This is a genomic window from Roseateles chitinivorans (genome assembly GCF_050632145.1).
GTDB classification, from domain to species: domain Bacteria; phylum Pseudomonadota; class Gammaproteobacteria; order Burkholderiales; family Burkholderiaceae_C; genus Roseateles; species Roseateles chitinivorans_B.
The window spans coordinates 5,135,193-5,148,328 of sequence record NZ_CP192577.1 but is presented as its reverse complement, the minus strand read 5'-3'; the positions used below and the strand labels follow the sequence as shown (position 1 = coordinate 5,148,328).

The 13,136-nt window shown below is 67.1% G+C and carries 12 protein-coding genes; 3 read left to right on the top strand and 9 right to left on the bottom strand.

All coding sequences use genetic code 11. The features are described from left to right. Positions 1-61: 61 nt before the first annotated feature. The 5 genes from ACQ86G_RS23700 to imuA form a co-directional block, all read right to left on the bottom strand. Positions 62-253, bottom strand: coding sequence for a hypothetical protein (locus ACQ86G_RS23700; protein ID WP_431257603.1), 192 nt, complete (start codon positions 251-253; stop codon positions 62-64). 250 nt (positions 254-503) lie between these two features. Next, positions 504-869 carry a response regulator gene (locus ACQ86G_RS23695; RefSeq protein ID WP_431257602.1) on the bottom strand — a complete coding sequence of 122 codons (366 nt, stop codon included), beginning with the start codon at positions 867-869 and terminating at the stop codon, positions 504-506. 207 nt (positions 870-1,076) lie between these two features. Then, a complete protein-coding gene (locus tag ACQ86G_RS23690; RefSeq protein WP_431257601.1) occupies positions 1,077-4,247 on the bottom strand; it encodes an error-prone DNA polymerase in 3,171 nt (1,056 codons plus the stop codon). Positions 4,248-4,271: 24 nt separating this feature from the next. Next, a complete protein-coding gene (locus tag ACQ86G_RS23685; protein WP_431257600.1) occupies positions 4,272-5,606 on the bottom strand; it encodes a Y-family DNA polymerase in 1,335 nt (444 codons plus the stop codon). Continuing rightward, positions 5,536-6,258, bottom strand: coding sequence for a translesion DNA synthesis-associated protein ImuA (gene imuA, locus ACQ86G_RS23680; protein ID WP_431261479.1), 723 nt, complete (start codon positions 6,256-6,258; stop codon positions 5,536-5,538). The genes ACQ86G_RS23685 and imuA overlap by 71 nt, the downstream gene beginning before the upstream one ends. 828 nt (positions 6,259-7,086) lie before the next feature. Here imuA and ACQ86G_RS23675 point away from each other — a divergent pair. From ACQ86G_RS23675 to ACQ86G_RS23665, 3 genes are all read left to right on the top strand, one after another. Beyond that, the gene (locus ACQ86G_RS23675) at positions 7,087-7,428 is read left to right on the top strand and encodes a hypothetical protein (RefSeq protein ID WP_431257599.1); all 342 of its coding nucleotides are present in this window, start codon (positions 7,087-7,089) and stop codon (positions 7,426-7,428) included. Positions 7,429-7,495: 67 nt separating this feature from the next. After that, entirely contained in the window at positions 7,496-7,969 is a 474-nt protein-coding gene (locus ACQ86G_RS23670) for a hypothetical protein (RefSeq protein ID WP_431257598.1), read from the top strand. An 801-nt stretch (positions 7,970-8,770) separates the two neighbouring features. Further along, entirely contained in the window at positions 8,771-9,010 is a 240-nt protein-coding gene (locus ACQ86G_RS23665; RefSeq protein ID WP_431257597.1) for a hypothetical protein, read from the top strand. 163 nt (positions 9,011-9,173) lie between these two features. Here ACQ86G_RS23665 and ACQ86G_RS23660 read toward each other — a convergent pair whose 3' ends face one another. From ACQ86G_RS23660 to ACQ86G_RS23645, 4 genes are all read right to left on the bottom strand, one after another. Further along, positions 9,174-11,135 carry an ATP-binding cassette domain-containing protein gene (locus ACQ86G_RS23660; RefSeq protein ID WP_431257596.1) on the bottom strand — a complete coding sequence of 654 codons (1,962 nt, stop codon included), beginning with the start codon at positions 11,133-11,135 and terminating at the stop codon, positions 9,174-9,176. Between the two features lie 65 nt (positions 11,136-11,200). Then, complete coding sequence (locus tag ACQ86G_RS23655) at positions 11,201-11,635, bottom strand: asparagine synthase-related protein (RefSeq protein ID WP_431257595.1); 435 nt, start codon at positions 11,633-11,635, stop codon at positions 11,201-11,203. Further along, complete coding sequence (locus ACQ86G_RS23650) at positions 11,617-12,690, bottom strand: asparagine synthase-related protein (RefSeq protein WP_431257594.1); 1,074 nt, start codon at positions 12,688-12,690, stop codon at positions 11,617-11,619. Before ACQ86G_RS23650 ends, ACQ86G_RS23655 begins: the two co-directional genes overlap by 19 nt. Further along, positions 12,639-13,124 (bottom strand): hypothetical protein, encoded by a 486-nt coding sequence (locus tag ACQ86G_RS23645; protein ID WP_431257593.1) that lies wholly within the window; start codon positions 13,122-13,124, stop codon positions 12,639-12,641. The genes ACQ86G_RS23650 and ACQ86G_RS23645 overlap by 52 nt, the downstream gene beginning before the upstream one ends. Positions 13,125-13,136: the final 12 nt, after the last annotated feature.

The following is a 13,136-nucleotide window of genomic DNA, read 5'->3' as shown; positions in this document are numbered from 1 at the left end:
AGCGCGCGCGGGAGGCCGGCTGAGCGGCGTGAGGTTCCGTCGGCGCGGAGTCGGTGCTGCTCTACAGCCTGCCGCGTCGCACCTTGTCGCCGAGCTCGGTCAGCCAGCGGCGGCCGTCTTCGCGAGGGGCGGTCGCATAGCCCTTGTCCTGCAGGCGCTGCTGCAGCTCTTCAGGAATGATCTTTCCGCCCTCGGATTGAGGGATGAAGTAGAGCGCGGCGCGTTCGTCTTCGGTAATGTCCAGTGCGTTCATCGTCATCGTTTTCTTGAAGTCGTATTTTTGGGAGTCGGGTCGTCGCCGGCGCGGGTTTCACCCACGCATAGAAGGTGCGGCTTCTCCATGCTTACGGGCGGGACCCTCCCTCTGAGCCCGGCCATGTCGCCGGGCTGTTTCTTTCCGAGCCGAGGGTGACGTTGTGGGCGAACGGGGAGGCGGGAATCGCAGGCCGGACACTGGACACTGGCCATCGGGGACCGGTTGCGGCAAACGCTCACCGAACCCTTCACGACAAACCGAGCATCGCTTCCAGCTGCGTGAAATTCAGCGGCTTGACCAGGTAGTGATCGAACATCGCCGTCTGCGCCGAATTCCAGTCCGATGGTGGGGGCGTGCCACTGAGCGCGATGATCACCACATGGGGGTCGAGCGCGCGCAATTGCGACGCGAGCTGGCGGCCGTCCATGCCCGGCAGGCCGATGTCCGTGATCACCACGTCGGGCCGCCACACTTTCTCGATGGCGAGGGCCGCGTCCGCGCAACTCGCGGAGCGCACTTCACAACCCCGCAGCGCCAGCAGCATCTGCAGGGGTTCGAGCGCGTCCACGACATCGTCCACCAGCAGCACGCGCAGTCCATCGGCTTCGTTCACGGATCTCCTTGGTTGACTGGCATTCTCGCAGGCTGCGACGCAGGCTGCGACGAAGGGGCGGTTGTTCTCATCGTGAGCAGAGCGGGTGGTCCACGCCGGTTGGTGCCTGCGGTGTGCGTGGTACCTGCGGTGCGCTCGATTCGCTCGATTCGCTCCGTGCTGTTCCTTGCGACCGCTCGTCCTCGCCTTGCTGCACGGCGGGGCAGGTCATCGGAAGTCCCGGCTGCTGGTGTCGAGTTCGCCCAGCAGTTCGGTCAGGTCCTCGAGGCGGCCGGCGATCAGGCTGCAGGCGTCGCCCTGTCGCTGCCAGGTGCCGTGCACGGCCATGAGCCGCGCGCGCAGCGGCACCTTGCGCTGCTTCTCCTGAACACTCGACCACACGATCACCTGCACGTTGCCCGTCTCGTCCTCCAGGCTCAGGAACACGACGCCCTTGGCGGTGCCGGGTTGCTGGCGCAGCGTGACGATGCCGCAGTAGTGCGCGGCCCGGCCGTTGGGCATCGCCGCCAGGTCCTGGGCCGTGCACAGCTTTCTCGTGGCGAGCACGGGGCGCAGCAGCTTCAGCGGGTGGCTGCGCAGCGTCAACCCCAGCGCGCGGTAGTCCCAGAGCACCTCCTCGCCTTCGGCCGCGGGCACCAGATCCAGCACCGGCTCGTCGACGGGCGCCTGGCGCAGCAGCGCGGGCGCGCGCTTGAGCGCCGCGGCGTCCCAGACCTGCTGGCGGCGATGGCCGCTCAGCGACCTCAGCGCGTCGGCGGCGGCGAGCTGGCGCATCTCGTGCTGCTCCAGTTCGGCCTCCCGGGCAAGCTCCTGGGCGCTTTCGAAATAGACGGTCTGTCTCGCCTTGCACAGGCGCCTGGCCGACTCTTCCTTGAAGCCGTCGACCAGCCTCAGGCCCAGGCGCACGGCGGGACGGTGATCGGCGTGGGCTGAGTGGTCGGTGTGGTCGGCTTGGTCGGTGTGGTTGGTGTGGTCCGTGTGTTCTGTGTCTTCTGTGTGCGCCATGCCTTCCAGGGTGCAGTCCCAGTCGCTGTGCAGCACGTCGACCGGGCGCACCTCCACGCCCGCGCGGCGCGCGTCCTGCACCAGCTGGCTGGGGGTGTAAAAACCCAGCGGCTGGCTGTTGAGCATGGCGGCGAGGAACTCGGCGGGGTGGTGCCTTTTCACCCAGCACGAGGCGTAGACCAGCAGCGCGAAACTCGCGGCGTGGCTCTCCGGGAAGCCGTAGCTGCTGAAGCCCTTCATCTGCTCGAACACGTTCCTCGCGAACGCGTCGGTGTACCCGCGCTCGAGCATGCCCCCGATGATGCGGGGCTCGTACTTGTCCAGGCTCCCCCGGCGCCGCCAGGCCGCCATCGCGCGGCGCAATCCGTCGGCCTCGCCCGCGGTGAAGCCCGCGCACAGGATGGCCAGCTGCATGCACTGCTCCTGGAAGAGCGGGATGCCCAGCGTGCGCCCGAGCGCCTGCTCGATCTCGGGGCTGGGGTAGACCACGGGCACCTTGCCGCTGCGCCGGTCCAGGTAGGGGTGCACCGAGCCGCCCTGGATGGGGCCGGGCCGCACGATGGCCACCTGCACGACGAGGTCGTAGAAGCAGCGGGGCAGGTGGCGCGGGAGCATGCTCATCTGCGCGCGGCTCTCCACCTGGAACACGCCCACCGTGTCGGCCTTGCAGATCATGTCGTAGGTGGCGGGGTCCTCGGCCGGGATGTCCTGCATCTCGAAGACGTGGCCCTTGCGCGCGCCGATGAAGTCCAGCGCCTTGTGCAGCGCGGTGAGCATGCCCAGGGCCAGCACGTCCACCTTGAGCAGCCCCATCAGGTCCAGGTCGTCCTTGTCCCACTGGATGACCGTGCGCTCGGCCATCGCCGCGTTCTCGATGGGCACGATGCGCGACAGCGGCCCGCTGGTCAGCACGAAGCCGCCCGGGTGCTGGCTCAGGTGGCGCGGAAAACCCATCAACTGTCCCGTGAGCAGCAGCAGCTGGCGCACCGCCAGCCGGGTCTTGTCCAGACCGACCTCGGCCAGCAGCTCGTCGCTGATGTCCAGGTCCCAGTGGCCCATGCCCTTGCTGAGCTGGTCCAGCGTGGCGTCCTCGAACCCGAGCGCCTTGCCCACGTCGCGCAGCGCGCTGCGCGGGCGGTAGCTGCTCGCGATGGCGGTGAGCGCCGCGCGGTCGCGCCCGTACTTGCGGTACAGGTACTGGATCACCTCCTCGCGGCGCTCGTGCTCGAAGTCCACGTCGATGTCGGGCGGCTCGCCCCGCTCCTTGCTGATGAAGCGTTCGAACAGCATGCTGCTGCGCAGCGGATCGATCTCGGTGATGAAGGTGCAGTAGCACACGACCGAGTTGGCGGCCGACCCCCGTCCCTGGCACAGGATGCCCTGCGAGCGCGCGAAGGCGACGATGTCGTAGACGGTGAGGAAGTAGTGCTCATACTGCATCTCCTGGATGAGCGCGAGTTCGTGCTCGATCTGCTCCTGGGCCTTGGCGGGCACCCCGCGCGGCCAGCGGCGTCCCGCGCCCGTGTAGACGATGCGGCGCAGGTAGCTCTGGGGCGTCTCGCCCGCGGGCACGACCTCCTCGGGGTACTGGTACTTCAGCTCGTCCAGCGAGAACTCGCAGCGCGCGGCCACGCGCAGCGTCTCTTCCATGAGTTCGGGCGGGCAGCGCTCGGCGATGCGCCGGCGCGTGCGCAGGTGCTGCTCGGCGTTCTGCTTGAGCCGCAGGCCGCACTCGGTGAGCGGCAGCCCGAGCCGCGTGGCGGTCAGGACGTCCTGCAAGGCCTTGCGCGATCGCACATGCATGTGCACGTTGCCCACGGCCACCACCGGCACGGCGGTGAGCTCGCTGCACGCCCGCAGCTTGAACAGCTGCACCTCGTCGTCGATGCGGCGCAGCTGCTCCCAGCCCAGCCAGCAGCATCCGACCCAGTGGCTGAGCAGCCAGCGCGCGATGCCCGCCATCTGCGCCTGGGTGCACTCGCGGTCGGGGATCGCCACCACCACGCAGTCCGACAAGGTCTTGCTGTCGATCTCGCCGAGGTCCAGGGTGTAGGTGCCCTTGGGCGAGCGGCGGCGCAGGTGCGTGATGAACTCGCACAGGTTGCCGTAGCCGTTGCGGTTCGTGGCCAGCACCACCAGCGTGAACGGGTCGTCGCCCGCGACCTTGAACTGGCTGCCCACCAGCAGCTGCAGGCCCGCTTCCTTCGCCGCAACATGCGCCCGCACGATGCCGGCCATGCTGCACTCGTCGGTGAGGGCCAGGGCCCGGTAGCCCAGCGCCTTGGCGCGCTCGACCAGCTCCTCGGGCTTGCTCGCGCCCTTGAGGAAGGTGAAGTTGGAGGCGCAGCGCAGCTCCGCGTAGTCCGGAATCATCGGTGCCCTGTCACCCGTCACTCGTCACCCGAACACGCCGTGGAGGAACCACGCGGTGCCGTCGTCCAGCCTGGCCTGGAAGATCCACAGCAGTCCAGCGTGTCGGGACTCCGCCAGCCAGTAGTCGCGCACGACGAGCCGTCCTTCGTCGGTCGCGTCGTCGCGGTCCCACCAGCCGGCTTCCACGCACTGGGGGCCGGCCAGCAGCTGCAGCTCTCCCTGGTACACGGGGCGGTGCTTGCGCACGGCCAGCTTCAGCGGCTCGGGCAGCACCCAGGTGGGCTGGGGCAGCGAGGTGCTGCCCGGGAGCTTGCGCGGGGGCGGCACGGCCGCGGGCTGCCAGTGCCCCATCCACTCCTGGCGGTGATCCTCGCGCGTGACGCAGCGCCGCACCGCCTCGGGCCCCAGCCGTGCGGCCATGCGCTCCAGCACGAGGTGCAGCGACTCGACGTCCCGCGCCGCATCCTGCAGGCCGGGCAGACCCGGAAGGAGAGCCGCGGTGCTGCCGGCCTGGTCGTGGACCTGGTCGGCGGTGAGCGCCAGGTCCCCCGCGGGCGCCAGCAGCGCCACCTTGGCCAGGTGCTCGGCCAGCAGCCGGCACAGGTGCTCGACATCGCGGCTGGGATCGGCGGTCCCCACGCTCAAGGAGCCGCCTTCTCCCGCGTCCTTGGCACGCATGGCGTCGTGCCACCAGCGCAGCGTGAACGCCGTGACGCCGGCGTGGCGCGCGGCCAGCCAGCCGCACATCTGCACCAGGAGCCGCCGCGCGCCCTGCAGCAGCGCGGGCGCGTGCTCCACCCGGAAGGGCAGTTCCAGCCTGGCGTGGAAGGTGTCGGGCAGCGCTTCCCAGGCATGCACCTCGGGCGCATGGCCGTAGGCGCGGTCCAGCGCTTGCAGGAGTTGCTTGTCGAAGCGCCGGCTCAAGCCGCCCCGGGGCAGCGCCCGCACGTCGCCCAGCGTGCGGCAGCCCGCCTGGGCGAGCGTGGTCGCGTGCGGGCGGACGGCGGAGAGGCACGCCATGGGCAACGCGTCGAGCATGACGCCCAGCGGCTTCTTGAAGCCGTTCTCGATGCCGCAGCGCGCCAGGGCGTGCGCGCCCAGGGCGGTGGTGGCCCAGGCGACCTGCGCCACGCCAAGCTCCTTGGCCTGCGCGACCACGCGGTCGCGCAGCGCCCGCTTGCCCCCGAACAGGCGCGTGCTGGCCCCGACCTCCATCAAGACGGCATCCTCGGACACGGCGACGCGGGGCGTGAACTGCAACGCCCAGACCGCCACTGCGGCGAGCGCGTCAGGACCGGGAAGGTTCGAGGACGGGGTCTGGCTTGCGCTCGGCGGCAGCAACAGGGCTGTCCACAGCATGGCTGGGCTCGACGGTGACGAGGCGGCTGGGGTGTCGCAGCCTCGGGGTCATGATGGTGTCCAGGCCTCCGGGCATGGACAGCAGGGTCAGCGATTCCTCCAGCGGCGAGCCCTTGCGCTTGAGCACCTGGACCTCGATCTGCCAGTCGGTCTGCACACGCACCGCGACGCGCAGCGGCGCCGCGGACGAATCCCGTCCCGCCGATTCCGGTCGGCACAGGAACACCGGTCCGCGGCAGTGCGACGCCAGCACCTGCAGCCGGCGCACCTGTTCGGCACGCACCAGCGGCAGCCACGCGATCACGGCGCCACAGCTGCCGGCCTTGATCAGCTGCTCGGTGGACCAGAGCCGATCTCTCGGCGCGTCGACGTCCACCCAGACAACGAAACGATCGTCCACGCCGTGATGGCGCAGCCCCGGCATATGCGGCCGCAGGGCGGGGCCGACCAGCGCCACCGTTCTTCCGCGCGCGGTGAGGGCGGCGATCGTCGGGGCGAGGAGGCGGAATTCGACGATGGAAAACTGGCTGACCAGCACCTCGGTGAGCGCGGCGCTGGGCCACCCGCCGCCTGGCAGCACGGCGTCCAGCGCCGGAAAGCCTGTCGACTCAACGTCCGAGACTGGACTGCCCAACTGGTCGCCTCGCCACAACGCGGCCTCGACCGCTGGCGGCAAGGGCTCATGAGCACCGGGGAGCGCGTTCTGGCAGGGGAGGACAGGGGTGGCAGGGAAGATAGCGAGGACAGGGATGATGGGGGGACTGGAGGTGGTGCTCCAGCCCCTCCGGGCGAGGAGGGCAGCATGACGATCGGATGAAAAGACTGTATGGACATACAGTATATGCAAGCCTTCGCGCTGTCCAGCCGCTGTGATCCGCGGATAGGGCGGGTGGTCCGGAAACCGCGCCCCAACGTGGCAACACCGTCCGCTGGATGAAGCTGCCAAGCGCTGATCCTCCTGCGACTGCGGGCTACTGCTCCTGCTAGCTGCTCTGCTGCTGCTCGCTGCTCGCTGCTCGCTGCGCCAGCGGACTGCCAAGGGACTGGAAGGCGCCAGACGCCACCCATGGCGGCGCGGCACAGGCCCGTGGGAAGCAGGTCAGGGCGCCCGGCTTTCTGTCGCCGCAGATGTCTTTCACGCGAAGGAGCGCGCTGGCGGGATAGCAGCGTGCTACGCATTGCTGAAGGGGTGCGGCACAGGACGAGCAAACCTAGATGCGCTGTTCGAACACAACGTCCCGAGCTTGCCGGCGCACGGCGGTAGTACCAGTGGTGATCGACCCATGGACGCCGTCTCTTGCAATGCTTGACCCCAACGACTGCGATCCATCCGCATCGGCCTCAAAACATGATGTGCATAAGCAACGCCGCGGATGCCTGGCGGGCAAGGCTTCGTCAAGGACCCTTTGGGAGAAAGCGTGCCAGAATCCGATGCCCAATTTGGATGGGCATTTACTCACTTATCTACATCAGGGAAACTATGAAGCACCTTTCTAATACTCTTCTCAAGGCCTCGATCGTTACCGCCTGCGTTCTCGCTTCGTCGGCCTCGCATGCAGCTTTGGTCGGTGGTAATGGAAATTGGGTGCAGTCGATCAAAGTTGAATCGGGCTTGGTTTACATTTCTTTCGATTACGCAATTGGCGGGACCTGCGGTAACCGTTTGTGGGTGGATCCAGCCTCTGCTGCCGGCAAGGCAATTCACTCCACTGCGATGCTCGGTTTTTCGCTGCCGAAGACGGTACGCGCTCGGGCCTATGAGGAATCTCAAAGGGTAAATGGCGCTTGCCAACTCTTTGACCTCGAGGTCTCTAATGCGTAATTGGGTATTCCACCGACGACCTCCCAAGCGATCTGGCACCGGTGCTGCGGCAGTTGGACTGCTCGCTATGACGTTTGCGTTATTGGGCGCAGCTCCGGCAAATGCCCAGAATGCGTGCATATATTCGCTGTCCACTGGTATTGCGGGGCCGGTCGAATACACGCCAGGTGAGGCATCTACACTCAAGGTCGATGTTTCATTGTTCGCGCAGCCGAGCAATCCGATGACGATTGAATGCCTGCCGGGGAGTAATCCGCTACCCTTGCGAATATATGTTGAGCCGGGACATATTCTTCTTGGTAACGTTGACATATTCGTCGCCCGCCGGCCGGACCCTCTGCACTATGAAATGAGAGGTGGTAAACTATTTGCATTTCCAAATCTTCCGGTGGGTTCTTATAGGGTCACTGCAGAAGGATGGGATGAGGGTGGCGGAACACTGAAATCCTTCTCTAGACTTGAAATCCTTCCAATACCCCCGGTGCCGAAGCCCAACACAGCTAAAAAAGCAATGCCGGCTATTATTTCCGCGCTAGATTAAGTTCGGTATTCAACTGAAGAATTTGTAATGGACTCGCTGACGAGTCCATTTTTATTTGGGCGATTTATGAGCGCAACGACGGCCGGAAGCGGTGCGACCGACTTCCGCTCTCAGCCTCGAGCGGAAGTTGAGGCCATGGATGGGGCCATGGGGCACGCCGATTGAAAGTTTGGTCGATGCCTACGCGTTCTCTTTGCCGTTTCGAGGTGCTGATCGATCACTAGACTGGGTCCAGGCCAGTCGGTCGCTGTGAGCGAATCGCACCGATTTCGCACCGACGGGTTCAAGAGCCCACCAGAGCGGCGTTGCACGCGGGTTTAATTCCCGCGGCCTCGGACCCCGCTTTCGGCCTGAACCGGAAGTCGACTTAGGGTGGTTTGGCGGGGGGCTCCGCTCGGAGCCCTGCGAAGGCAAGTGGTCGGTCGGCAAGTCATCATCAGCGCAGTGCAGCGCTGGTCATGACCAGCGAAGATGGTCCGACCAAACCAGCGGCGACGGTCAAGGAAAACCGGCAAGGCGGTCAAAACTCCCCGGCACCGGCACCAGCACCAGCACATCGCCGACGTCCATCGCCGACGCCCCTCGACAGAATCGCTCCACATGTAGAGTCTGTTGCTGATGACCTCCAGCCATTGCCTGACTCAGCGTCGGCTGCGCCTGCTCGCACGATGGATATCCGCGCGCAACTGCTACGCGGCAGCCGGCACAGGTCTCGTGCAGCTCAGCGCGGCAGATGCACGGGGGCGCTGTGAAAGATGACGTGAAAGATCACATGAGACATCCGGCCCGGACCGTCGCGCAATGACCGGGGACCCAGGGGCGTTGGATGCGGGAGAGGCGTGGGACGCGTGGGACGCCTGGGAGGCGGACATCGACGTCGTGCGAGTGGACTCCGGCCGGTTCGTCGCGGTGCTCGTCTTGTCGCCGCCTTCGCAGCTTGGCCCGCCCCTCCGAATGCCCATCGATGGCGAGTACGACGCTCCGGAGCTGGCCGAGATGGCCGCGCTCGACGCGTTTGCGGCGATGACGCGCCGGCCGTGATCAGTGGCGGAGGAGGACCCGAGACACGCAGGCTTGAGGGAGTGACCAACGGGCAGAGGGACTCAGCGACTCGGGGACTCAGCGACTCAGGGCATCAGGGACCAAGGAGTCGAGGGACGGGGGAGCAACTTCTCGCGGGTAGGCAACGACCGCACACGCGGTTTCATTGGGGCGCCTGCGACCGCCAGAGCGCGGCATAGGCGCCGCCATGTTGCAGCAGCGCCGCGTGGTTGCCTTGTTCGACGACCCGGCCCTGTGCCAGCACGGCGATGTGATCGGCATGCTGGATGGTGGAAAGCCGGTGGGCGACGGTGATGGTCGTGCATCCCGCCGCCACGTTGCGCAGATCTCGAAGGATCTTCGCTTCGGTGGCCGTGTCCAGCATCGAGGTCGCCTCGTCGAAGACATAGACCAGCGGGTCGCGCAGGATCGCGCGCGCGATCGCGACGCGTTGACGCTCACCGCCCGAGAGCTTGAGTCCCCGCTCGCCGATCACCGTCTGAAGGCCGTCTGGCAGCGCGTCGAGCAGTTCGCCCAGCCCGGCCAGTCGCGAGGCACGGTTGATCTCGCGTCGAGTCGCGTGATCCCTGCCCAAGGCGATGTTGGCGGCGATCGTCGCGTGAAACAGCATCACGTCCTGGGGCACCACCGCCACTAGGCCGCGCAAGTGATCGATCGGCATCTCAGCGATTGCCAAACCGTCCATGAGGATCTTGCCCTCCTGCGGCTCCTGCAGCCGAAGCAACAGTCGAACCAGGGAGGACTTCCCGCTGCCGGTGGGCCCCACGATGGCCAGGGAGCGTCCGGCGGCGATGTCGAGATCCACGCCCCGCAACACGGGAGCGCGATCCTCGTAGGTCAGTCCGACGCCGCGAAAAGCGATGTGTGGCGGCGCTTGCCGCGTGAAGGACGGGAGCGGCGTGGACGGTGTGGACGGCGTGGACGGCGCCGGCGACAAGGCCGGTGAGGGCGGCGAGGTACGCGCAGCCGCATCATGCGCCGGACCGGCCGCAGCGCGATCGAGCGGGTGGTGCGCTCGCGCGAGATCGACCGGCGTGCAGAGGATCCCCACCAGCGGTCGAACGAACGCCAATCCCTGGCAGATGTCGCGGACCGCGCCGCTCAGTGCTTCGAGGGGACGGATCACCTGCAACATGTAGACATTGGCGAGCACGAAGCCGCCCAGCGTCAGCGAGCCATCGAGCACCGCGTTTGCGGCAAGGAGCAGGAACGCGCCCATCGACGCGGCGAAAACGAGGACGGTCGCCGCGCCCTGCAGCAGGCGCAGGCGATGCAATAGGCGCCACGCGCGCTCCAACGAGAGGCTGGCTGCGCCCAGGCGCGCCATGCTGGCGCGCTCGGCGCCGAACATCTTGATCGGTTCGACGTTGCCGAGCCCTTCCGCCAAACGTGCGTGCACGTCCACGCTGGCCTCGTTGACCGCCGTCGCGGCGGCGCGAAGCGGCGTGGTGCGACGCGTCATGACGGCAAGGTAAGCGAGCGCGGTCGACGCGATGATCGCCGTCAGCGCCGGCTGATCGAACGTGGTCAGGATCGCCATGATCGCGCCGGTCTCCACGAGCACCGGCAGCACACTGTTGACGAGGTGAAAGAGGATGATCTGATATCCGGCCGCCGCCTGCTGCAGCTCCTGCAGGAGCGCTCCGGTCCGACGCGTGAGATGGAACTGCGTCGGCAGGGACAGCACGCGATCGAAAAAGCGCTGCCGCAGGTGGGTTTGAAGACGTTGTTCGGCCGCGCTCGTCACCACGGGGCGTATCTCGGAAACCAGTCGCGCGAGGGAGTGAGCTGCCACGTACGCCGCCACCGGCGCGCCGATGGTCAGCAGCCAGCCGGTGGCCGCTGTGGCGGCGTTGGCGCCGGTGAGTCCATTCCCGCCACTCACACCGCTTACGGCACTAGCGGCACTCACCGCACTAGCGCCATCCACCCCGTTGATGCCACCGAGCTGAGCCAAGGTGTTCAGCTTTCCCAGCGAATCGAACAGTCCCTTGAGCGCCAGAGGCGCGAGCGCGGCGAGCGCGCCGCCCGCGACCGACAGGGCCGCGGCCAGACAGAGCCGCCAGGCGACTGCGCGGGTCACGCCCGTGGCGAGCAGTCGCATGGCGGCGAGGGCGCCTTGAAGCGGCGGCATGGCGATTTCCCGGATGCACTTGCGACGGCGCAGCCTCAGGCGTCCCAGCGTCCGAGCCACGCTTCAACCGCCACCAATCCGTGCAACTGGGCCGGCGCGCCGGACAAGGTCGTCGGACGGCCCGAGAGCAGGACCTCGACCGTGCGGCGATCCAGCAGTCCGCGCCGGCTCAGCGCTCCCTCCAGCAGCAGACCCCGCACAAGGTCGATGTTGCCTGCAAGCACGGCCTTGAGATGCTCTTCCATGCCGCCTTTGGAGCGGCGATTGGTGATCTGCACGGGCAGTTCGCCGGCGAAGGCTTGGCGCGCGAGCGAACGCCCCCGCCCGCCGACGGTCAGCGCATAGGTCGGAAAACGCAGACACAGCTCGACCAGGGGCTGCGCGAGCAGTGGGTTGACCAGCTCGGGTGCCAGATCTTGCTCGAACGGGTCGTAGTAGCCGATGGGATACATCAGTCCGAAGGTCTGCATGTATTTGCCGATCGGCAGCGCCGAGAGCTCCCGATGCAAGGGATGCGCGAATCGGTCCAGGCAAGGTGAGCGCGAACGGGTTTTATTGGAGAGCAGGTTGGCAAACCCACCGGTCTCGCGCAGCGCGGCGTCCGGGCGGATCCACTCCTCAAGGCGTGACCCAAGGCGGTCCAGATCGAGACCCGCCCCAGGCGTGCGGCGTCCATGACGGCGGCTACAAATCCAGGCCTGAGGCCGTTGTCGTCCAGGTAGTCCGCAGCAGGCCACCAGCGCGGGAACTCGCAGAACACCAGATCGCCACCTGTGCCTGAGAACATGGCTGGCGTGGGGTGGTTGCTGGCATGCGCGCTGGTCGCGAGGTTGGTGCTGGTGCTGGTGTTGGTTCCTGTGCTGGCGCGGGTGCCGGCGCTTGAATGCTGGTGAGCAAGGCCATGTGCGCGAGCCAGAGCGGCATCCGATGCGCCGTTCATCCACCCGATGTAGGGCACGGGCGCGGGCATGCGGGCCGCACGCAGCACGCGCTCGATTCGAAATTTCGGATCGCGTTCGCGCTCCACCAGCTCGCGTCCCGCACGTTGCGCCATGAGCCTGGCGTAGTCTCGCTCGTCGCTGTCTGACCCCGGGGAGTGGTAGTTGACGGCCAGCACGTGCGCGTGGGTGTCTTCTTCGCGCAGGCAACTCAGCAGGATGGAAGAGTCCAGTCCGCCCGACAGGCGCAGCAGCACCGCGTCGTAGCAGCTGGCCCAGGCCCGGGCGCAGGCCTGAACGGTGTCGCGCATCTGTGCGGCGGCATCCCCTGGCGCCATCTCCAGCGGCGCCTGCGCGAACCGGGTCGCCTCCCAAAGCAATTCGGATTCGCCAGTGCGCAGATCGAAACGTTCGCCGGGGAGGACTTCGCACACGCCGTTGAGCATGGTCTCCCGCCCGGTGATTGCACCGAGCAGGAGCTGTGCGACCACCGCGTTCCAGTCCACCACCGGTGCGGCGCGCTCACCCAGCATCGTCAGCGCGTCTTCGAGCCAGGAGAAGACGAGGGTGATCCCTTGGTGAGACATGCGAAAACAGGGAGCGTGCCGGTGGGATCCCGCAGCACGCAAACCGATCCCCGCGCCGTGGGAAAGAAGGCCACGTAGCGCCCCCAGAAATCGCGCACGAGCGACGTACCCTCACTGTCCACCAGTCGCGCCTCGTCCAGGATCGTCAGGCGCGCATCGCGGGCCGGGGAGGACGAGGAAGAGGAAGAGGAAGAGGAAGAGGAGGAGAGATTCGCGCGGCGGAACCCCTTGCCCAGCAGGCCCCCAAGACCATCGTGGAACTCCTGTGCCTCGTTGACACCGGGCAAGGTCCCGGTCGCATACACGCTCAGGCCGGGAAGCCGTAGTGCCAGCTTCCATTGCGGACGCCTTTCCCATTGCGCGTCGAGTTGTGCGGCAAGGCGCGCGCGTTCCTGCCGTGCGGGATCCCAGGCAATGGCGATGTACCTGAACATGGGGCGGCGGTC